Below are 19,224 nucleotides of genomic sequence, written 5' to 3'. Positions count from 1 at the left end.
ACCATCCAAGTTCTTTTAGTCCCGGGTCAATCATGCCAGCGGGAACCCTGCCCTAGTGGCCCATGCCCAGGCCGCCATCCACGGGGATGACGGCACCGGAAATGTATGCGGCTTCGTCACTGGCGATCCAGCGGACCACGTTGGCGACCTCGGAAGCTTCGGCAAAGCGGCCGGCCGGAACACTCGCCAAGTAGGCTTTCTGGGTGTCTTCGGGAAGCTCGGCGGTCATGTCCGTGTTGATGAAACCCGGTGCCACAACGTTCGCCGTGATGCCCCTGCTGCCAAGTTCCCGGGTGAGGGAACGGGCGATCCCCACCATGCCGGCCTTCGAGGCCGAGTAGTTGATCTGTCCGGGGGCCCCGTAGAGGCCCGACACGGAAGAGATCAGCACAACCCGCCCCTTGCGCATGCGGATCATGCCCTTCGAGGCCCGCTTGATGACCCGGAAGGCACCTGTGAGGTTGGTGTCGATGACAGACGTGAAGTCGTCCTCGCTCATGCGCAAAAGGAGCGTGTCCTTGGTGATGCCGGCGTTGGCTACCAACACCTCCACCGGCCCGTGGGCGGCCTCGACTTCCTTGAACGCGGCGTCAAGCGAGGCCTCGTCGGTCACATCGGCCTTGACGCCAAGAATGCCCTCAGGGAGGGGTGTTTCGCTGCGGTACGTCACGGCGACCTTGTCGCCGTTGGCGAGGAATGACTCTGCGATCGCCAGGCCGATGCCGCGGTTTCCGCCCGTGATGAGGACACTGCGGGCGGTTGATACTGCTTCAGACATGCTGCTCTCCAGAGTTCCGCGACAGGACTGTGCCGCTTGAAAGTGGGTGATTTCCTGCATCGATCTTAGCCGCCGGGTGCCCCCGGCCGCGGGTAGCTGCGCCCGGCGCGGTTTGGGAGGCCCGTCCCGGGGTGAGAGAATTGAGGGAAGCCGTTGGAGCGTGATGAATCAGCCGTGACAAGAGATAGCAGTCCCCTGCGGGCGCCCGGGGACCCGGACGCCGTTTCAGGTGACCCCGTGGTGCACAGCATTACCGACGCCGCCGCCGCCCACTCGGACGACATGCGCGAACGAATGATCAAGTACGCCTTGGCGATGGGTATCCGCCTGGTGTGCCTGTTGCTCATATTCGTAGTTGATGGCTGGTTCAAGATCATCGCCGTCGCGGGGGCCGTGTTCCTGCCTTGGATTGCCGTAGTGATCGCCAACGGCAGCGACAAAGCCGAAGTCCACAGTGATGCCTTGCTGGACTACGTCCCGGCCGCGGAGCTGGAAGCGTCACCCGAAGAAGGGGAACCGGCCGCTCCGGTCACCGTTTTAGAGGGCGAACTCATCGAGGACGACGCCGCCTCCCGGGACCCTTCCGGCCCTGCACCGGTTGACAACCCCGGCGCCGGCAGGCAACGATACCCGCTCGGCGGGGAAGAACAGGCGGCTTCATGAATATCTTCACTATGGGCGGCCCTGGCCTGGAGAATGAGGAGCAGGCAGGCCGGGGCGCGACGCCTGCGGCTGTCTGTTCACGAAAGGCGTGCCGCGCCGAGGCTACGTGGCAGCTCCTGTGGAACAATCCCCGCATCCACACCCCCGAGCGCCGCAAGGTGTGGCTGTCCTGCGGGGAGCACCGGAAATGGTTGGAGGACTACCTGCAGACCCGCGGCCTGTGGAAAGAAACCGTACCGTTTGCGAAGACAACCGATCCAGGCGAGGCCTCCTGAATGTATCGCTTTCTTTTTTCCAGCAAGTGGCTGGGCTATTTCGTCCTGGCGGTGATCTTCGCCACCGGCTGCGTGTTGCTGGGCCGCTGGCAAATGGACCGCAGGGCAGAGACGTTGGCCGAGATCAACCGCGTGGTCACCAACTACTCGGCCACTCCGGTTCCCTTCTCCGCCGCCAAGGCGCAGTTCCAGTCCTTGGACCCCGAAAAGGAATGGGCGCAAGTGGAACTGCACGGAAGGTATGACGTTTCCGGCCAACGCGTCGTCCGTAACCGTCCCCTCAACGGCCAGCCCGGGTACGAAGTAGTGGTCCCCCTCCGTTTGTCGAGCGGGGAAGCCGTGGTGATTGATCGCGGGTGGCTGCCCATCGGCAACAAGACGCCCGGCCACCCCGACAGCATCCCGGCGCCTCCGGCCAGCGAGGTCACCGTCGTCGCCCGCTTGAAGGCCTCGGAACCGGATCTGGGCCGCGGCGCCGTGGACGGCCAACTGGCATCGATCGATCTTCCTTCCTACGCCAAGGAGCTTGGCTATCCCATCATGACCGGCGCCTACGGGCAGCTCGCCACAGAGTCGCCCGCCGTCCAGGTGATGCCCGCGCCGTTCGCTAAGCCGGCCACGGATGAGGGCACCCACCTCTCCTACTCCTTGCAGTGGTTCGCTTTCGGTGTGCTGATGTTCGTCGGTTTCGGTTACGCGGCCAGGCAACAGGCCCGCAATGCCCGGATTGATGCCGAGGACGAGGAAGAAGAAATCAGCGCCGTGCCTGGTCGCAAGGCACCCACGCCACGGAAATCAAAGCGGCCAACGGCCGAAGAAGAGGAAGACGCAATCCTGGATGCACAAGGCTACTGATATGGTCCCGGCTCCCGTGCTGAATGTGAAGTCCGCCCTGACCGCGGCCGGCGCCCAAGACACGGTTCGCACCTTCGACGACGATGTCCCCACCGCCGCCGCGGCAGCCTCCTTGCTGGGTTGCGATATCGCGGCCATCGCAAACAGCCTGGTCTTCGAACTGGACGGCACCCCCCTGCTGATTCTCGCGAGCGGGGCCGCGAAGGTGGACACTGCCTTGGTCGCCGCCTCCTTGGGAACAGCCAGGATCCGCCGGGCCAGCCCGGACTTCGTCCTGGAGCACACCGGCCAGGCCGTGGGCGGCGTGGCTCCCCTTGGACATCCGCGGCCTATCCGTACCATCCTCGACATTTCGCTCCAGGAGCATCCACTGCTCTGGGCCGGCGCAGGCGACCATAACTCGATGTTCTCCATCAGTTACGGCGAACTCCAGCGGATTACGGCAGCCCAGCCCCTCAAGGTCCGCTGAGCCGGCAGTCCGCGGGCACATTGATCCGGCCCATTGATCCGCTCCGGCCTGGGGCTAGGCTGTGAGCATGGCTGAATACACCTACGTCACGTACATCGAAGGAACCCCGGACCAGATTTGGACGGCACTGACGGACTCAGACCAAAGCGCCGAGTACTGGGGCCACTCCAATGTCTCGGACTGGAAGGCAGGTTCGCGCTGGGAACACCGGCGCACGGACGGTTCCGGAACGGCCGACGTCGTGGGAACAATCCTGGAAGCAACACCGCCGGCGCGCCTGGTGAACACATGGGAGGATCCCGCGGTTCCAGCGGTGGTAAAGCCCGACGTGGTCACCTTCACCATCGAGTCCCATGACGGTATCGCCCGGCTTACCGTCCACCACAGGAACATCGCCGACGACGAGCAGTTGGCGATTGCGGGCCGCGGCTGGTCGGCGGTCCTGTCCAACCTGAAAAGCTACATTGAACTCGGCCGCCCGCTAGCCTCCGTGCCGTGGGAAATGCCCTGACGCCGTGGGAAATGCCCTGACGGGGAAACGCCCCGACCCGCACCCTACGCGAGGGTGATGAGGTCCAGGTAGTCTTCGTTCCAGTGGTCCTCGACGCCGTCCGGGAGCAGGACCACGCGTTCCGGGTTCAGCGCCTGCACTGCGCCTTCATCGTGGCTGACGAGCACGACGGCGCCGGAATAGTTTCGCAGTGCGCCGAGGATCTCAGCGCGGCTGGCAGGGTCGAGGTTGTTGGTGGGCTCGTCCAGGAGCAGCACGTTGGCGCTCGAGGCCACGATGGTGGCGAGGGCCAGTCGGGTCTTCTCACCACCTGAAAGCACTCCCGCCGGCTTGTCGACGTCGTCACCCGAAAACAGGAAGGAACCGAGGATCCCGCGGACCTCTGCGTCTTTCATGTCCGGAGCGGATGACCGCATGTTCTCCAGGACGGTGCGCTCGTGGTCCAGGGTTTCGTGTTCCTGCGCGTAGTAGCCCACTTTCAGCCCGTGGCCCGGGACGATGTCGCCGGTGTCCGGTTTGTCCACCCCCGCTAGCATCCGCAGGAGCGTGGTCTTGCCTGCACCGTTGAGGCCCAGGATGACCACTTTGGAGCCACGGTCGATTGCCAGGTCCACGTCAGTGAAGATTTCCAGTGAGCCGTAGGACTTGCTCAGACCCTCTGCCGTGAGCGGAGTCTTACCGCACGGAGCAGGATCCGGGAAACGCAAGGCTGCCACGCGGTCATTCTCGCGGACTGCTTCCAGGCCGCCGAGCAGCCGTTCGGCACGCTTCGCCATGTTCTGCGCCGCCACGGCCTTGGTGGCCTTGGCACGCATCTTGTTCGCCTGGTCCATGAGGACCTGGGCCTTCTTCTCCGCATTGGCGCGTTCGCGCTTGCGGGCGCGCTCGTCGGTCTCTCGCTGTTGCAGGTACCGCTTCCAACCCATGTTGTAGAAGTCGATCTGCGCCCGGTTGGCGTCCAGGTGGTAAACCTTGTTCACCGTGGCTTCGAGGAGCTCCACGTCGTGGCTGATCACGATCAGCCCGCCCTGGTGGCTCTTGAGGAAGTCGCGGAGCCAGGTGATGGAGTCCGCATCGAGGTGGTTGGTAGGTTCGTCCAGGAGGAGCGTTTCGGCGTCCGAGTAAAGGATCCGGGCCAGCTCCACGCGGCGGCGCTGGCCGCCCGAGAGTGTCTTGAGCGGCTGGTTCAGGAGGCGCTCGGGAAGTGCCAGATTGGAGGAAATGGCCGCGGCTTCGGCCTCAGCCGCATAACCGCCTCCTGCGAGGAACTCGGCTTCCAAGCGGTCATAGCGGTTCATGGCTTTGCGCTGGACCGTGACGTCTTCGCTGGACATGTCCGCCTGCGCCTGCTTGAGCTTGCCCACCACCACGTCCAGGCCGCGGGCCGAAAGGATGCGGTCGCGTGCAAGCTGCTCCATGTCCGGGGTCCGCGGGTCCTGGGGCAAGTAGCCAATCTCACCGCTGCGGGTGACCTTGCCGGCCGCCGGCAGTCCCTCGCCGGCAAGGACGCGGGTGAGGGTCGTCTTGCCTGCACCGTTCCGGCCCACCAGACCGATTTTGTCCCCCTTGTCCACGCGGAAGCTCACCTGGTCCATGAGCAGGCGGGCGCCGGCGCGCAGTTCGAGTTCCTGGACGGTAATCAATTCGGGGGATGCCTTTCAATGGGGAACACCCGCAGCACCGGAGGTCAAGGCGCGGCTGAAGTGGAGGGGCCGAACAAACGGCCTTTACGATTCTACCGCCCACCAGCCCGCCCGCCCGCCAGCGACAAGGGTGCACGCGGATGATCCCAAAATAGTAAGTACCCTTGCTACTATTTTCGGCGCGTGGTTAGGTGAAGGTAGGGCCCGGAAGGGAACGCTGCATAGCGGCTCAGGGATGAATCCGATGGGACGATTGCGAGGGAGGCTCTCGATGAGCAGTGCAACAGGATCCAATGGCAAACACCTCAGGGCGGACCGGAGCCAGGATGAAGTCCCGTACACCGCCGAACCACCGCGGGACCAGGTAGCCGATGTACCTGGGGCTGGCCCTGCTTATGTTGAGGACGGCTATGTCGACACAACGAGCAGCTATCCCGTGATTCCGGCCGCTTCCGACCCGGACGCCGCCACCCGTGAGACGGTCATCGCCCGCGAAAGGGAGCAGTTCGGCGGAATCAAGATCGGCTCGGCCTTCTTCGGCTGGCTGACCGCGACGGGGATGGCCGTGCTATTGGTCGCGCTCCTGGCGGCGGCGGGGATCGCTGTTGGACTCGCCAACAACGCGAACGTCAGCGACGCAGTGAACCTGGCGTCGTCGCAGACCGTCGGCATTTCGGGGATCATCGCTCTCCTGGTGATCCTGTTCCTTTCCTATTACTGCGGCGGCTACGTCGCCGGACGCATGGCCCGGTTCAACGGCGTCAGGCAGGGGCTCATGGTCTGGTTTTGGGCAGTCATCGTCGCCGTGCTGGTGGCGTTGCTGGGATTGGTCGCCGGACCGCGGTTCAATATCCTCGCCAACGTGAACAGCTTCCCGAGGATTCCCGTGAATGAGGGACATCTGAGCACAACCGGCATCATCGCCACCGTCGTGGTGGCAGTAGTGACCCTCGTCGCCGCGGCACTGGGAGGACTGGCCGGCATGCACTACCACCGCAAGGTGGACCGCGCGGGTTTCACCCCGACGGACGAGGAGATCGAAGCTTAGCCAAAGACTCCGGCCGCTGGCCGCCGTTCTTTGTACCTTGGCGCCAAGGCCTCGCCGCGCTGCTCGTGGACACCCTACAAAATGCCGTGCCAGGCCGCTCTGTAGTGTCGGTTTGAGGGATCCATTCCGCCCCAGGCACAGACAGGACACACCATGAGCAGCACAGAAACCGCTTCCACGCGACGAACCCCTCCCCGCACCCGCTGGACGTCCACGGACATCGGCCTCATCGCAGTATTCGCGGGCCTCGTGGCCGCCTCGACCCTTGTTCCGGGCATTCCGGTCGGCGCCCTCGGCGTGCCGATCACCCTGCAGACCCTCACTGTCATCCTGACCGGCCTCGTGCTCGGCGGCGGGCGGGCCTTTGCCGCCGTCGGGCTTTACACCCTGCTCGGTTTCGCGGGACTGCCGATCTTCAGCGGAGGTCGCAGCGGTCTCGGTATCCTGGCCACACCGTCGGCCGGCTACATCATCGCGTTCCCCCTCGCGGCGGCCGCCACCGGCTGGCTGGCTGCGATCGTGATCCGCAAAACCGTCAAGCACCGTGCCGTTTTCCTGTTTGCCGCCGCCATGATCAGCACCATCGTCCTCATCCACGGCCTCGGAGTGCTTGGCTTCATGGTCAATGGCAAGTTCGACTTCGCCAAGGCATTCCTGGCCGACCTGCCCTACTACCCCGGCGACATCATCAAGAACGTCCTGGCGGCAATCATCGCCGTCGCGCTCCACAAGGCCTTCCCGGACATCCTGGTCCGCCGCGTCAAATAAAGCCCGCGTCAAATAAAGCAGGAACAATCAGTACATGAACACCATCACCCTCAGCGACGTCTCAGTGCGCGTGGCCATCGACGGCAGCCCGGCGCCCAAGACTTTGCTGCAGGACGTCTCCTTGGAACTCACGGAGCAACGCATCGCGGTCATCGGGGCCAACGGCTCGGGAAAGTCCACCCTGCTGCGCCTGCTCAACGGCCTGGTGGCTCCAAGCGATGGTGCCGTCAGCGTCAACGGCGCAGACAGCGTGCGGGACGTTCGTCAGGTCCGCAGCCAGGTGGGATTTGTCTTCACCGATCCCCTGTCGCAGCTGGTCATGCCGACCGGGCGGGAAGACGTCGAACTCTCCCTGCGGCGTTCCATCAAGAACTCCAAAGAGCGCGCAGCCCGTGCCGAAGCCGTATTGCAACGCTTCGGCCTCCTGGACCTCGCCGACCAGAGTATTTACGAGCTCTCCGGCGGCGAACGGCAGCTGCTCGCCCTCGCGGCCGTCCTCGCCGTGAATCCCGCCGTACTGGTCCTCGACGAGCCTTCAACGCTGCTGGACCTGCGCAACCGGGAGCTGCTCAGGCGCACGCTTGCGGGCCTTGAGCAGCAGATCATCATGTCCACCCACGATCTGGACCTTGCCCTCGAAGCGGACCGCGCGTTGGTCGTGGATTGCGGACGGATAGTGTTCGACGGCGGAGCAGCCGGCGCCGTCGAACACTACCGCGCGCTGTGCGCAGGGGCCGCGGCGCCCGGCAACAAGGTGCAGGCCACGTGAGGGTCCACGGGGTCCTGATCCCCAACTATGTGCGGGGCAACTCGATCGTGCACCGCACGCCCCTGTGGCTCAAGTTCCTGTTGGTTGCCGGCTGCGGGCTGGCATCGTTCCTGATTGTCGACTGGCTTGTCTCGGCAGTGGTCCTCGCCGTGATGTGCGGACTCTTTCTGCTGAGCCGCGCGGGACTCAAACGGCTCGCGCATTCCGTGTGGCTCGTGACGCCCATCCTCGTGGCGATCGGCGCCGTCCAATGGTGGCAGCTGGGCGGCCCCGTTGCAGCGCGGATTGTGCTGAATGTGCTTGTCTGCGTCGTCGCGGCATCGGTACTTACGGTCACCACTCCGGTGCAGGCGTTGCTGGACGGGGTTGTTGCCCTGTCCAAGCCGTTCAAGCGTTTCGGGGCGGACCCCGAGCGCTTCGCGCTGACCATCGCCATCATGCTGCGCAGCCTTCCGTTCATTGCCGGCGCATTTTCCGATGTCCGTGACTCAGCCCGGGCGCGGGGGCTTGAGCGCAATCCCCGCGCCTTGGTCTTGCCGGTATTCATCACCACGGTTGCCTATGCGCGGCAGACCGGCGACGCCCTGGCCGCGCGCGGCCTTGGCGACGCCGAAGACTAACCGCCCGTCAACTGCGAATACCGGAACAACGCCGCCGTGCCCATTCCGCCCGCGCTGCTGATCATCGCCAGCGCCAGGCTCTCCCGGCCCGGCTGCGCTTCGGCAATCCTGCGGGCCTGGGCCAGTAGCCGCGTCACCAGGACGGCCCCGGACGCGCCATAGGCGTGTCCCAAGGCCAGCGCGCCGCCGTCGAGGTCCGCCCGTTCCGGTTCCACTCCCAGCGCGTCAAGGCAGGCGAGCGTCTGCGAAGCGAATGCCTCGTTGAATTCGACGAGGTCCAGTTCTCCGGGTTCAAGATCCAGCTCCGCCAGCAACCGCTTGGCCGCCACTGAAGCTCCGATACCCAGTAGTTCCGGGTCCACGCCGGCTGTGTCGCAACCCAGGACGAGCAATCCGTCGGCGGCACCAAGTTGCCGTGCCCGCTCCAGTGAAGTGATAACGACGGCGGAGGCCGCGTCAGCGTCGAAGCACGAGTTTCCGGCCGTCACCGTGCCGCCGGGTACGAATGCCGGCGGGAAGCGGGCCATGAGTCCTGCCCTGAGGGATGCCCGGGGTCCGTCATCCGCGCGCACTACGGCGCCCTCTGCTTCCAAGGGAACAATTTCCGCGGCGAACGCCCCGGCAGCAGTGGTAGCGACCGCCCGCTGGTGACTCCGGAGGGCGAAATCGTCCTGTCGTTCGCGGCTGACGAAGAATTCCCGCGCCACATTTTCAGCGGCCACCCCCATGTCCGGGTCCCCGAACTCAGGCGGCACGAAGGTGGCGCGGGTGTAGAAGTCCGGCTCGCCGTCGGGGTCTTGGTTTCGCCGGGCACGCAGCGGGGCAGTACTGATGCTCTCCACTCCCCCGGCCAGGAAGACGCCGTTACCGCCTGCGGCTACGAGCCGGGACGCCAGGGCAATGGCGTCGAGTCCGGAACCGCACTGCCGGTCCACGGTCAGTCCGGGAATGCCCACAGGCAGTCCCGCCTGCAATGCGGCATACCGGGCCAGGTTTCCGCCTCCGCCCACCGCATTGCCGATCACGACGTCGCTGACGTCCGAACCGGCAACACCCGTGGCCGCCAGGAGTGAACGCAGGACCGGGGCGAGGAGCTCCTCGGCGCGGAGCGACTTCAATTGTCCGTTGGCGCGGCAAATAGGCGTGCGCAGGGCGGCAATGATCACCGGCTGGCGCGAAGGGTCCAGCCCGGTGCCCGGCTCGCGGCTAGGCAAGGGGTTTCGCCCGCGGATCGTTGTGCTCAATCCAGTCGAGCAACAGCTGGCGGCTGACCTTCCCGCGGTCCGTCACGGGCAATTCGGACAGCGTGAAATACCGCTGGGGTCGCTTGTCCCGGGCGAGCAAACCGTCCAGGCCGGTCTTGACCTGGGTTGCCGTCACCGAACCGTAGGCCGGAACGATTCCTGCGACAACTTTCTGGCCGCGGACTTCGTCCGGCATCCCGGCCGCGACCGCCGCCGAGACCCCGGGGACCGATGCCAGGGCGAGCTCCACCTCATGGGGATAGACGTTCCTGCCGGAGGTGATGATCATGTCGGACCGACGGCCGAGGATATGCAGGACACCGGAGTCCATATGGCCTTGGTCCCCCACCGTGTACCACCCGTCAAAGCACCGCAGCGCCTGGCCGTCGTCGCCCCACAAATACCCATTGCTGACCATGCCGGAGCGGACGCAGATGTTTCCGTCGGTCCCGTCGAGGACCTCCGCGCCGTCGTCGTCCATGATCCTGAGTTCGACGCCGGGAAACGGTCCGCCGATTCCCGTGCCGCCGGCGTCGAGCGGTTCCCCGGCAGCGAGGCGCGTTCCGGAAACGAAACTGAGTTCGGACGCACCGTAGTACTCGAAAATCGCGGCATTGGGCGCCCAACGCCTGGCGGCCTCGAGGGTGCGGGCGTCAAGCTTCGAGCCTGCGCAGATGATGCTTCGCACGCCGGATGCGTCCACGCCTCCGGCCAGTCCGCGTTCGCTCAACAGGCGCAGCGTGGTGGGCACCAGGACCAGGCGGGTGATGCCGTCGTAAGCGATGGCTGCGTGGACATCCCCGACGTCGAAAGTCTCCGTGGTGTGGAAGGCCGCTCCGGCATACAGGCATTCCGACAGTGCGTACAAGTTCAGGCTCGCGGCCAGCGGTCCGGGCGCGAGTGTCCTGTCCTCCGGTGTCAGCCCGAAGAATTCGATGGAGGCGTCAAATGAGACCTGCCACGAACGCCGTGTACGGGTGAAGGCCTTGGGGACGGAGGTGGTTCCGGAGGTCAGGCCGATCAGGAACGTGGTGTCGGGATGGCCGTCGGACAGCTCGTCGCCGGCGGTCTTCGGGCCCGTGGCGGAAGTCTGTGCGGCGGCGGGCCCGGCTTGTCCGATTCTCTGCGTGACCTCGTCGATCATGGCCTGCGGCCACAACGGGTCGAGCACGGCGCAGCGCCGCTCGCCGGCCACAGCGGCCGCGTACGCCACCACGAACCCGAGGGAATTGGCCTCGGCGAGTACCGTCGTTGCGGGCGTCTCCCCGAGGCGCAAGGTTGCGGCGTCCCTGAGGTCAGCCCAGTTGAGCCGTTTGCCGCCAACGACGACGGCAGTGTCGTCGGGGCGTTCATCGGCCCAAAGCTGAAGTTTGTCCAGGAAAGGCATCATCGAATTTTAGCCTCTGCGGCGGGTCAGCGGCGTTCTATGACGCTGTGCGGGTACGACGACGGCCGGCCACCTTCGCAGGAAGGTGACCGGCCGTCGTCGTACCCTAAGCCGGGGCTGGGGACCTAGATGTTGAAGCCGAGGGCCCGCATCTGGTCTTTGCCGTCGTCCGTGATCCGCTCGGGACCCCACGGCGGCATCCATACCCAATTGAGGCGCCAGTCGTCCACGATGCCGTCGAGCGACTGGCCGACCTGCTCTTCAAGGACGTCCGTCAGCGGGCATGCCGCCGTCGTCAACGTCATGTCGATGAGCAGGGCGCCGTCCTCTTCCGAGTACTTCAGACCGTAGAGCAGCCCAAGGTCCACCACGTTGACACCGAGTTCCGGGTCAATGACATCCTTGAGCGCCTCCTCGACGTCCTCGAGGCTGGTGCGAGCCGCTTTGATTTCGGTCATGGCGGGAGTCCTAACTAGGCCTGTGCTGCCGCAGCAGCGATGGTGGCTGCGCCGGCGCCCGTGGCGTAACGGTCGTAGCCTTCTTCTTCGAGGCGGTCGGCCAATTCAGGGCCGCCCTCTTCGACAACCTGGCCATCAACAAACACGTGGACGAAGTCCGGCTTGATGTAGCGCAGGATCCGGGTGTAGTGGGTGATGAGCAGGGTACCCATGTTGCCCGTGGCGTGGGCGCGGTTGACGCCCTCGGAGACGACCTTGAGCGCGTCGACGTCCAGGCCGGAGTCAGTCTCGTCAAGCACGGCGAACTTCGGCTTGAAGAGTTCGAGCTGGAGGATTTCCACGCGCTTCTTCTCGCCGCCGGAGAAGCCCTCGTTGACGTTGCGCTGTGCGAAGTCGGCGTCGATACGCAACTGCTGCATGGCCGCCTTGACGTCCTTGGTCCAGGTGCGGAGGGCAGGAGCTTCGCCATCGATTGCCGTCTTGGCGGTGCGCAGGAAGTTGGTCATGGTCACGCCCGGAACCTCTACGGGGTACTGCATGGCCAGGAAGACGCCTGCGCGGGCGCGCTGGTCAACGCTCATGGCCAGTACGTCTTCGCCGTCGAGCGTGATGGTGCCCCTCGTGACGTTGTAGCGCGGGTGGCCGGCAATGGTGGACGCCAGGGTGGACTTGCCCGAACCGTTGGGGCCCATGATTGCGTGGGTCTCGCCGGTCTTGATGGTCAGGCTGACGCCCTTCAGGATCTCCTTGGTGCCCTGCTCCGTCTCGATGCTGACGTGCAGGTCCTTGATCTCAAGAGTAGACATGCTCTTCTTTCTTTCGTAAGTCTTTAGGCACTTGGCGCTCAGTAGTTCTGTACTGAGGCGCCGTTCACAACGTTGGTCACGTCCACGTAGACGTCGTCGCCGTCGAGGGTGACGGCGAAGACGGGGACGGGGTCATAGGCAGGGAGCTGCAAGGGTTGTCCGGTGCGGAGATCGAACTGGGAGCCGTGGCCCCAGCATTCGATCGCGCAGCCTTCGATTTCGCCCTCGGAGAGCGAGATGTCCGCATGCGAGCAGGTGTCGCCGATGGCGTGGATCTCGCCCATCGAATCCTTGACGATGGCTACGGGGTAGTCATCGATCAGGATGCGCAGCGCCTGCTTGACCTGGATCTCGTTGGCGTTGCATACCAGTTCGCCTTGTGGCTGTTCGCTCATAGTCTGTTTTCCCTGCTTGGCTTGTATTAGTTGTCGGTCGCGGCGAGCTCGCGCTCAACAGCTTCGGTCAGGCGCTCTTCGAGTTCCGGTACCTTGATCTGCTGGATGATCTCGTTGAGGAAGCCACGGACCACCAAACGGCGGGCTACGTCTTCAGGGATGCCGCGTGCCATAAGGTAGAACAAGTGTTCGTCATCGAAGCGGCCGGTGGCGCTGGCGTGGCCGGCGCCCTCGATCAGGCCGGTTTCGATTTCCAGGTTCGGCACGGAGTCCGCGCGTGCGCCGTCCGTGAGGACCAGGTTGCGGTTGGCCTCGTAGGAGTCGGTGCCTTCTGCTTCCTTGCGGATCAGGACGTCGCCCACCCACACGGTGTGTGCGTTGCGGCCCTGCAGGGCACCCTTGTACAGCACGCGGGACTTGCAGTTGGCCACTGCGTGGTCAACGAACAGGCGCTGCTCGAGGTGCTGGCCGGCGTCGGCGAAGTACAGGCCGAACATCTCGGCTTCCGCGCCGGGAGCCGTGAAGCGCGTGGACGGAGTCATGCGCACGACGTCGCCGCCGAGGCTGACCACGATGTGCTTGAACTTGGCGTCACGGCCCAGCTTGGCCTGCTGCGAGGAGGCGTGAACGGCGTCGTCGTTCCATTCCTGGAGCGAGATGACCGTCAGGTCGGCACCGTCTTCGACGAGGATTTCGACGTTCTGCGAAACGATTGCACTGCCCTGGTGGTCCAGCACGATCCGGGACTTCGAGAAGCGGCCTGCCATGATGACGATGTGCTGGGCGGAAGCTTCAGCGGAGGTGCCGGTCAGCAGGACGGACACTTCGCCGTCGAGCTGGAGCTCGGCGGGCACCGTGATGACGGTGGCCTCGGTAAAGTTCTCCCAAGCGTTGGCGGACACGCGGTCCTCCGGGATGGCCGCCGAGCCGATGCGGGCGTCGTCCCGCCCCACGGTCTCGACGACGACGCCCTCCGGGGCGGTAACGGCGACGGACGGCGCCGAGCCGGAGAGGACCTCGTTGTGAAGGCCGCGAAGCCGCTTGAGCGGGGTGAAGCGCCAGTCTTCTTCCAGCCCCGTGAGGGGCTTGAAGTCAGCCAGCTTGTACGAGGTCAGCCGACCTGCGCGCGAACTGTCCGGAATTCCAACGCCGCCGCCGTGGGAGTGGCTCTTGGCCGAGGCGCCCGCGAGCGGTCCGGCCGAAGGCGCCTGTTCCAGCGTCTTTTCCGAGGTGGAAGACGTGTTGGTGCCGGTGTTGACCGGTGAGAGGTTCTCACCCTCTTCGGTGAAGCCGTCAATAAAGGGGTGTGCCGATGGCGCGCCGATGCGGGCCTTTTCAGTAGTGATTTCAGTCATTGCTAACCGACGGATCCTTCCATCTGCAGTTCAATCAGGCGGTTGAGTTCAAGGGCGTATTCCATAGGCAACTCACGGGCAATCGGCTCAATGAAGCCGCGCACGATCATGGCCATGGCCTCGTCCTCGGGCATACCGCGAGACATCAGATAGAAGAGCTGCTCCTCACTGACTCGGGAAACGGTGGCCTCGTGACCCATCACAACGTCATCCTCGCGGATGTCGATGTAGGGATAGGTATCGGAACGGGAAATGGTATCTACCAACAAGGCGTCGCAACGCACGGTGTTGGCGGAGTGCTTGGCGCCCTCGCGGACCTGGACCAGGCCCCGGTAGGCTGCACGACCGCCGCCGCGGGCCACGGACTTGGAAATGATGGAGCTCTTGGTATTCGGCGCGATGTGGACCATCTTCGAGCCGGTGTCCTGGTGCTGGCCTTCGCCGGCGAAGGCGATGGACAGGGTCTCACCCTTGGCGTGCTCGCCGACCAGGTAGACAGCCGGGTACTTCATGGTCACCTTGGAGCCGATGTTGCCATCGATCCATTCCATGGTGGCGCCTTCTTCGCAGATAGCGCGCTTGGTGACCAGGTTGTACACGTTCGTGGACCAGTTCTGGATGGTCGTGTAACGGACGCGGGCGCCCTTCTTCACGATGATTTCCACCACTGCGGAGTGCAACGAGTCCGAGGTGTAGATCGGAGCGGTGCAGCCTTCGATGTAGTGGACGTAGGAGTCCTCGTCCGCGATGATCAGGGTGCGCTCGAACTGGCCCATGTTCTCGGTGTTGATGCGGAAGTAGGCCTGCAGCGGGATGTCCACATGGACGCCCTTGGGGACGTACACGAACGAACCGCCGGACCACACGGCCGTGTTCAGCGACGCGAACTTGTTGTCGCCCACCGGAATGATGGTGCCGAAGTACTCTTGGAAGATCTCCGGGTGCTCACGGAGCGCGGTGTCCGTGTCCAGGAAGATAACGCCCTGCTTTTCCAGGTCCTCGCGGATCTGGTGGTACACAACCTCGGACTCGTACTGCGCGGCCACGCCGGACACGAGGCGGCTGCGCTCGGCTTCCGGGATGCCCAGCTTCTCGTAGGTGTTGCGGATGTCCTCGGGGAGGTCTTCCCACGTGGCAGCCTGCTTCTCGGTGGAGCGCACGAAGTACTTGATGTTGTCGAAGTCGATGCCGGAGAGGTCTGCACCCCAGGTGGGCATCGGCTTGCGGTCGAAGTACTTCAAGCCCTTCAGGCGGAGGTCCAGCATCCATTGCGGCTCGTTCTTCTTGGCCGAAATGTCGCGGACTACCTCTTCGTTGAGACCACGGCGTGCGTTGGCGCCGACGTCGTTCTTGTCGGCCCATCCGTACTCGTAGTTGCCAATACCGTGCAGCTCGGGATTCTTCTCCAGAATCTCCGAGATCACAGCACCGTCAGCTAGCGCTTTCTCTGCTGTTCCTTCAGCTAATTGACCCGTCATCACGGCCTTTCTTACTGATTGTTGGATTCGACATGGGGCGTGGCCCGCAGCTTGGGAAACCCGAGGGCCTCCTTGGCGGCCGGCCTGCCTGTGGGAATGTGGGTGGTGCAGACATGGCCGCCCTGCGCGAGGGTGGAGAGCCTGCGGACATCGACGCCGACCAAACGGGAAAACAGTTCGGTCTCAGTGTCACAAAAAACGGGAAATTCCGCGGCGAGCTGCTGGATGGGGCAATGGCCCTGGCACAACTGGACGCTCGAGAGGGAAGCGGGCAAGGGCGACTTGGTCTCAATCGACGCGGCCGACGCGACGTATCCGTCCCTGCTCAGCGCCTTGGACAGGGCCACAGCGCGGGCTGCGATATCGGAACCGGCCCGGTCGACTTCGGGTGCGTAGCGCTGTTCCATCTCGGCGAAGCGCTCTACTGCGTAGTCCCTGACTGCTTGTTCGCCCGCAAGGTCCCGCAGCCGCCGCAGCGCGGAACTTGCAATGTTAAGGTAGTCATCCCCAAGCTTCGACTGGCCTTGGGAGCTGAGGACATAGCGACGGGCCGGCCGCCCTGCGCCGGCACCCGCCTTCGCGACGCGCTTTACCTCGATGACCCCGGCACGCTGAAGGTGATCCAGGTGCCGGCGGACAGCTGCAGGGGTGAAGCCCAGCATGTCGCCAAGTTCAGCCGCGCTGACAGGACCGTGCTCCAGCACCGCGTTGAGAACCCGGTCCCGGGTGCGGTCTTCCGCATCGGCCACGCCGACAGCTGCGCCACCGGGCACAGGCACGACGGCGCTGTGCCTTGCGAGCGGCCTTGCGGGCACGGAAACAGAACTCCTCATGGAATACACAACACAATCATGTCGTAATTTAGTCCGTGCATCCAGTAAGGCAAGGCTGGCCTGCGGCACCTTCCCCTGCACCCCTACTACTTCACGTAGAATACTTTGGTGCGATCTCCCGAATCCCCTGTCCTCACCATCGATGGACTCATCAAGGACGTTGGCCCGCTGGCTTCCCTTGACGGCAAGATGCTCCGGGTGGTCAGCGGACTGTCAATGTTCGCAGAACGCGGCCAGGTCACGGCTTTGCTGGGCGCCAACGGTGCAGGCAAGACAACAACGCTCGAATGCGCGCAAGGCCTTCAAAAGCGTACCGGCGGCCGGATCGAACTCCTCGGCGAAGACCCTGACACGGCCGGGGCGAACCTTCGTTCGCGCGTCGGCGTGATGCTGCAGGACGGCGGCCTCCCGCCGTCGGCCCGTCCCATCCCCTTGCTTCGGCACATTGCGGGCATGTACCGGAATCCGCTTCCCCTGGACGGGCTCGTGGAGCGCTTGGGCATCGACTCCTTCAGCCGCACCGGCGTCCGCCGCTTGTCCGGCGGCCAAAAGCAACGGCTCTCGCTTGCGGCTGCCCTCATCGGCAATCCCCAAGTCCTGTTCCTGGACGAGCCCAGCGCGGGCCTCGATCCCCAGTCGCGCCAAATCGTCTTTGAGCTCATCGCCGAACTGCGGAACGCCGGCATGGGCATCATCCTCACCACGCACCTCATGGACGACGCCCAGAGGCTTGCGGACTATGTCTACATCATCGACGCCGGCCGCAACGTCGCTGAGGGCACCGTCGCCGACTTGTTGAGCCACGGCCACGAGGCCATGGACGGGGTGACCGAACGCACCCTGTTCTTTGACGCCCCGGCCGGCCTGGACATTGCGGCAGCCATCGGCGACGAACTGACCATCACTGAAAGCCGGGCGGGCAGCTACGCGATCGCCGGCACACTGACGCCGCAGCATCTGGCGAAGCTCACGGCCTGGTGGGCCGAGAAGGGCATCATGCCGGCATCCCTCCGCCTGGAGGCCCGCAGCTTGGAAGACGTTTTCCTGGACATTTCCGGAAGGGACATCCGATGACCAACGCAGCCCCCGCCCTCGGCATACCCGACGCCGGACCCGCGCCCTTGATGCGCAGGATCCTCCTGCAGGGCCGCTACGAAACTTTGACCATGATCAGGAACGGCGAGCAGCTGATCCTCGCGGTGATCATGCCCTTGCTGGCCTTGGTGGGACTCACCGTCACACCGCTGCTCGATGGCCTGGGCGCCAATCGGGTGGACATCGCAACCCCGGGCGTTCTCGCACTGTGTGCCATGTCCACGGCATTCACCGGCCAGGGCATTGCCACGGGATTCGACCGCCGCTACGGCGTGCTCCGCTTCCTCTCGACCACTCCCCTTGGCCGGACGGGCCTCATCGCCGGCAAGATCATCGCCGTCTTGGCCGTCCTGGTTCTCCAGGTCCTGGTGATCGGCGCCGTGGCCGCGTTGCTGGGCTGGCATCCGCGTCCCGAAGGCTGGCTTCCCGGCCTGGGCCTGCTGGTTCTCGGCGCCGCTGCGTTCACTGCGCTCGGGCTCCTGGTTGCCGGCACCGTGCGGCCGGAAGCAACCCTCGCCATCACCAACCTGCTCTGGATCCTGCTGGGCGCCCTCGGTGGAATCGTGGTTCCTGCCGAGCGTTTGCCGGACTTGGCCCAAAGCATCGTGCACTTCCTGCCCTCAGGAGCCCTGGGACAGTCACTCAGGGACGCTTTCCTCCATGGCAGCGTCTCCTTGCCCTACGTTCTTGTGCTGTTGCTGTGGACAATCGTCCCTGGCGCGGCCGCCGTCCGCTGGTTCAAATGGAACTGAGCGTCCCGTTGTGGAACCGAACCGTCAGCGTGAATTGAGTACCGAGAATTGAGAACACTGTGAGCACGGCTTCCCGCCTCCCGAAGTCCATCCAGCAGTTGACCGCCAAGCTGCCCACGGAAGTCAACAGCACCATCCGCAGGCTGGCGATGTTGTCCCTGGTCGGCCAGGTGGTCCTGGTGGTCACCGGCGGCGCGGTCCGGCTGACATCCTCAGGGCTCGGCTGCCCGACATGGCCGCGCTGTACCAGCGGTTCGCTCGTGAATACCCCGGAGATGGGCATCCACGGCTTCATCGAGTTCGGCAACCGGATGCTGACATTCGCCTTGGCGGCCGTCGCCGTCCTGATGCTGGTGTACTTGTGGAACCTCCGCAAGGAACGCAGCGACCTCTTCCTCCTGGCTGTGGGCCTGCTGGCCAGCATTCCCGCACAGGCCATCATTGGCGGAATCACCGTGCTGTCCAACCTGAACCCCTGGGTTGTCGGACTGCATTTCCTGGTTTCCATGGCCCTGGTTGTCTTCTCCACACTGCTGGTTAATCGCGCATACGGCCGGACCGGCCGCTTCATGAAACGGCAGTTGGCAGCGATTCCTGGCGCAATGAGTCCCGTCATGACCGCCGTCGCGTTCTTTTCGGCAATCGCCGTGTGCCTCGGCGTCGTCGTCACCGGCGCCGGACCGCACGCCGGGGACGCAAGCGCTCCGCGCAATGATCTCGACTGGGACCTCGTCTCGCACATCCACGCGGTGCCGGCGTACCTCATCACGGCTGGAGCCGTCTTCGCCGTCTACTTCGTCCTGCGCAAGGGAATCACCGGCCCGTTCCGCACTGCGGCACTGCTGCTGCTTGCCGTAACGGTCCTGCAGGCGGTCATTGGCTTTGCCCAGTATTACAACGGCATCCCCGCCCTCTTGGTGGGCGCGCACATGTTGGGTGCCGCCCTGCTCATGAGTGCCGCCACGAACGCGGCGGACGTGGCCCGGTTCAGCCCGAAGCTCTAGGCGTTTCTCCTTCGGCGA

22 protein-coding genes are annotated in these 19,224 nt (G+C 64.6%); 12 read left to right on the top strand and 10 right to left on the bottom strand.

Annotation, left to right across the window (positions count from 1 at the left end):
- Positions 1-52: 52 nt before the first annotated feature.
- Positions 53-778, bottom strand: coding sequence for a beta-ketoacyl-ACP reductase (locus AB0O52_RS05380; RefSeq protein WP_234749389.1), 726 nt, complete (start codon positions 776-778; stop codon positions 53-55).
- A gap of 174 nt (positions 779-952) precedes the next feature.
- Between AB0O52_RS05380 and AB0O52_RS05375 the strand changes: the two genes are divergently transcribed.
- The 5 genes from AB0O52_RS05375 (at position 953) to AB0O52_RS05355 (ending at position 3,551) form a co-directional block, all read left to right on the top strand.
- Positions 953-1,441, top strand: a complete 489-nt coding sequence (locus AB0O52_RS05375) for a DUF3099 domain-containing protein (RefSeq protein WP_364534464.1) — start codon at positions 953-955, stop codon at positions 1,439-1,441.
- Positions 1,438-1,716, top strand: coding sequence for a hypothetical protein (locus tag AB0O52_RS05370; RefSeq protein ID WP_364534462.1), 279 nt, complete (start codon positions 1,438-1,440; stop codon positions 1,714-1,716). Before AB0O52_RS05375 ends, AB0O52_RS05370 begins: the two co-directional genes overlap by 4 nt.
- Positions 1,717-2,571: an SURF1 family protein gene (locus AB0O52_RS05365; RefSeq protein WP_364534460.1), complete on the top strand. Its 855-nt coding sequence runs from the start codon at positions 1,717-1,719 to the stop codon at positions 2,569-2,571. It begins immediately after the preceding gene.
- On the top strand, positions 2,555-3,040 hold the full coding sequence (locus AB0O52_RS05360) for a YbaK/EbsC family protein (RefSeq protein WP_364534458.1): 486 nt from the start codon (positions 2,555-2,557) through the stop codon (positions 3,038-3,040). The genes AB0O52_RS05365 and AB0O52_RS05360 overlap by 17 nt, the downstream gene beginning before the upstream one ends.
- Positions 3,041-3,107: 67 nt before the next feature.
- A complete protein-coding gene (locus tag AB0O52_RS05355; RefSeq protein ID WP_364534455.1) occupies positions 3,108-3,551 on the top strand; it encodes an SRPBCC domain-containing protein in 444 nt (147 codons plus the stop codon).
- 44 nt (positions 3,552-3,595) lie between these two features.
- Here the strand turns inward: AB0O52_RS05355 and AB0O52_RS05350 are convergent, their stop codons facing one another.
- Positions 3,596-5,194, bottom strand: a complete 1,599-nt coding sequence (locus AB0O52_RS05350; RefSeq protein ID WP_364534452.1) for an ABC-F family ATP-binding cassette domain-containing protein — start codon at positions 5,192-5,194, stop codon at positions 3,596-3,598.
- A 271-nt stretch (positions 5,195-5,465) separates the two neighbouring features.
- Between AB0O52_RS05350 and AB0O52_RS05345 the strand changes: the two genes are divergently transcribed.
- From AB0O52_RS05345 to AB0O52_RS05330, 4 genes are all read left to right on the top strand, one after another.
- Positions 5,466-6,242 carry a hypothetical protein gene (locus tag AB0O52_RS05345; RefSeq protein WP_364534449.1) on the top strand — a complete coding sequence of 259 codons (777 nt, stop codon included), beginning with the start codon at positions 5,466-5,468 and terminating at the stop codon, positions 6,240-6,242.
- Positions 6,243-6,395: 153 nt separating this feature from the next.
- On the top strand, positions 6,396-7,010 hold the full coding sequence (locus tag AB0O52_RS05340; protein ID WP_364534447.1) for a biotin transporter BioY: 615 nt from the start codon (positions 6,396-6,398) through the stop codon (positions 7,008-7,010).
- 34 nt (positions 7,011-7,044) lie between these two features.
- Positions 7,045-7,779, top strand: coding sequence for an ABC transporter ATP-binding protein (locus AB0O52_RS05335; protein WP_364534444.1), 735 nt, complete (start codon positions 7,045-7,047; stop codon positions 7,777-7,779).
- Positions 7,776-8,399 carry an energy-coupling factor transporter transmembrane protein EcfT gene (locus AB0O52_RS05330; RefSeq protein ID WP_364534441.1) on the top strand — a complete coding sequence of 208 codons (624 nt, stop codon included), beginning with the start codon at positions 7,776-7,778 and terminating at the stop codon, positions 8,397-8,399. The genes AB0O52_RS05335 and AB0O52_RS05330 overlap by 4 nt, the downstream gene beginning before the upstream one ends.
- Here AB0O52_RS05330 and AB0O52_RS05325 read toward each other — a convergent pair.
- The 8 genes from AB0O52_RS05325 to AB0O52_RS05290 all read right to left on the bottom strand — a co-directional run bounded on the left by AB0O52_RS05325 (position 8,396) and on the right by AB0O52_RS05290 (position 16,355).
- Complete coding sequence (locus AB0O52_RS05325; protein ID WP_364534438.1) at positions 8,396-9,643, bottom strand: thiolase family protein; 1,248 nt, start codon at positions 9,641-9,643, stop codon at positions 8,396-8,398. The two genes, AB0O52_RS05330 and AB0O52_RS05325, sit on opposite strands and share 4 nt — an antisense overlap.
- Positions 9,606-11,030: an AMP-binding protein gene (locus AB0O52_RS05320; protein WP_364534435.1), complete on the bottom strand. Its 1,425-nt coding sequence runs from the start codon at positions 11,028-11,030 to the stop codon at positions 9,606-9,608. The genes AB0O52_RS05325 and AB0O52_RS05320 overlap by 38 nt, the downstream gene beginning before the upstream one ends.
- Positions 11,031-11,155: 125 nt before the next feature.
- Positions 11,156-11,488, bottom strand: a complete 333-nt coding sequence (locus AB0O52_RS05315; RefSeq protein ID WP_364534432.1) for a metal-sulfur cluster assembly factor — start codon at positions 11,486-11,488, stop codon at positions 11,156-11,158.
- Between the two features lie 14 nt (positions 11,489-11,502).
- Positions 11,503-12,294, bottom strand: coding sequence for a Fe-S cluster assembly ATPase SufC (gene sufC / locus AB0O52_RS05310; protein WP_364534429.1), 792 nt, complete (start codon positions 12,292-12,294; stop codon positions 11,503-11,505).
- Between the two features lie 38 nt (positions 12,295-12,332).
- A complete protein-coding gene (locus AB0O52_RS05305; protein ID WP_364534426.1) occupies positions 12,333-12,689 on the bottom strand; it encodes a non-heme iron oxygenase ferredoxin subunit in 357 nt (118 codons plus the stop codon).
- A 26-nt stretch (positions 12,690-12,715) separates the two neighbouring features.
- Positions 12,716-14,044 carry a Fe-S cluster assembly protein SufD gene (sufD, locus tag AB0O52_RS05300; protein ID WP_364534423.1) on the bottom strand — a complete coding sequence of 443 codons (1,329 nt, stop codon included), beginning with the start codon at positions 14,042-14,044 and terminating at the stop codon, positions 12,716-12,718.
- A gap of 2 nt (positions 14,045-14,046) precedes the next feature.
- On the bottom strand, positions 14,047-15,522 hold the full coding sequence (gene sufB / locus AB0O52_RS05295) for a Fe-S cluster assembly protein SufB (protein WP_284981344.1): 1,476 nt from the start codon (positions 15,520-15,522) through the stop codon (positions 14,047-14,049).
- An 11-nt stretch (positions 15,523-15,533) separates the two neighbouring features.
- Positions 15,534-16,355, bottom strand: coding sequence for a MarR family transcriptional regulator (locus tag AB0O52_RS05290; RefSeq protein WP_364534420.1), 822 nt, complete (start codon positions 16,353-16,355; stop codon positions 15,534-15,536).
- Positions 16,356-16,463: 108 nt separating this feature from the next.
- On the opposite strand from AB0O52_RS05290, the gene AB0O52_RS05285 reads away from it, so the two are divergent.
- From AB0O52_RS05285 to AB0O52_RS05275, 3 genes are read left to right on the top strand one after another with little or no spacing between them, the layout of a single operon-like run.
- A complete protein-coding gene (locus AB0O52_RS05285) occupies positions 16,464-17,429 on the top strand; it encodes an ABC transporter ATP-binding protein (RefSeq protein WP_364534417.1) in 966 nt (321 codons plus the stop codon).
- Positions 17,426-18,202 (top strand): ABC transporter permease, encoded by a 777-nt coding sequence (locus AB0O52_RS05280; RefSeq protein WP_364534414.1) that lies wholly within the window; start codon positions 17,426-17,428, stop codon positions 18,200-18,202. The genes AB0O52_RS05285 and AB0O52_RS05280 overlap by 4 nt, the downstream gene beginning before the upstream one ends.
- A gap of 59 nt (positions 18,203-18,261) precedes the next feature.
- Positions 18,262-19,206: a COX15/CtaA family protein gene (locus tag AB0O52_RS05275; RefSeq protein WP_364534411.1), complete on the top strand. Its 945-nt coding sequence runs from the start codon at positions 18,262-18,264 to the stop codon at positions 19,204-19,206.
- Positions 19,207-19,224 lie beyond the last annotated feature (18 nt).

The organism is Arthrobacter sp. NPDC080073, assembly GCF_040686575.1.
GTDB lineage: Bacteria > Actinomycetota > Actinomycetes > Actinomycetales > Micrococcaceae > Arthrobacter.
This window is presented reverse-complemented; position numbering and strand designations above follow the sequence as displayed.

What these genes read in the sequence shown, in the direction of transcription:
- AB0O52_RS05345 (WP_364534449.1), top strand. Translation starts at nt 5,466, where the DNA reads ATGAGCAGTGCAACAGGATCCAATGGCAAACACCTCAGGGCGGACCGG.
- sufD (WP_364534423.1), bottom strand. Translation starts at nt 14,044, where the DNA reads ATGACTGAAATCACTACTGAAAAGGCCCGCATCGGCGCGCCATCGGCA.
- AB0O52_RS05365 (WP_364534460.1), top strand. Translation starts at nt 1,717, where the DNA reads ATGTATCGCTTTCTTTTTTCCAGCAAGTGGCTGGGCTATTTCGTCCTG.
- AB0O52_RS05360 (WP_364534458.1), top strand. Translation starts at nt 2,555, where the DNA reads ATGCACAAGGCTACTGATATGGTCCCGGCTCCCGTGCTGAATGTGAAG.
- sufB (WP_284981344.1), bottom strand. Translation starts at nt 15,522, where the DNA reads ATGACGGGTCAATTAGCTGAAGGAACAGCAGAGAAAGCGCTAGCTGAC.
- AB0O52_RS05320 (WP_364534435.1), bottom strand. Translation starts at nt 11,030, where the DNA reads ATGCCTTTCCTGGACAAACTTCAGCTTTGGGCCGATGAACGCCCCGAC.
- AB0O52_RS05370 (WP_364534462.1), top strand. Translation starts at nt 1,438, where the DNA reads ATGAATATCTTCACTATGGGCGGCCCTGGCCTGGAGAATGAGGAGCAG.
- AB0O52_RS05335 (WP_364534444.1), top strand. Translation starts at nt 7,045, where the DNA reads ATGAACACCATCACCCTCAGCGACGTCTCAGTGCGCGTGGCCATCGAC.
- AB0O52_RS05355 (WP_364534455.1), top strand. Translation starts at nt 3,108, where the DNA reads ATGGCTGAATACACCTACGTCACGTACATCGAAGGAACCCCGGACCAG.
- sufC (WP_364534429.1), bottom strand. Translation starts at nt 12,294, where the DNA reads ATGTCTACTCTTGAGATCAAGGACCTGCACGTCAGCATCGAGACGGAG.
- AB0O52_RS05315 (WP_364534432.1), bottom strand. Translation starts at nt 11,488, where the DNA reads ATGACCGAAATCAAAGCGGCTCGCACCAGCCTCGAGGACGTCGAGGAG.
- AB0O52_RS05340 (WP_364534447.1), top strand. Translation starts at nt 6,396, where the DNA reads ATGAGCAGCACAGAAACCGCTTCCACGCGACGAACCCCTCCCCGCACC.
- AB0O52_RS05280 (WP_364534414.1), top strand. Translation starts at nt 17,426, where the DNA reads ATGACCAACGCAGCCCCCGCCCTCGGCATACCCGACGCCGGACCCGCG.
- AB0O52_RS05290 (WP_364534420.1), bottom strand. Translation starts at nt 16,355, where the DNA reads ATGAGGAGTTCTGTTTCCGTGCCCGCAAGGCCGCTCGCAAGGCACAGC.
- AB0O52_RS05380 (WP_234749389.1), bottom strand. Translation starts at nt 778, where the DNA reads ATGTCTGAAGCAGTATCAACCGCCCGCAGTGTCCTCATCACGGGCGGA.
- AB0O52_RS05305 (WP_364534426.1), bottom strand. Translation starts at nt 12,689, where the DNA reads ATGAGCGAACAGCCACAAGGCGAACTGGTATGCAACGCCAACGAGATC.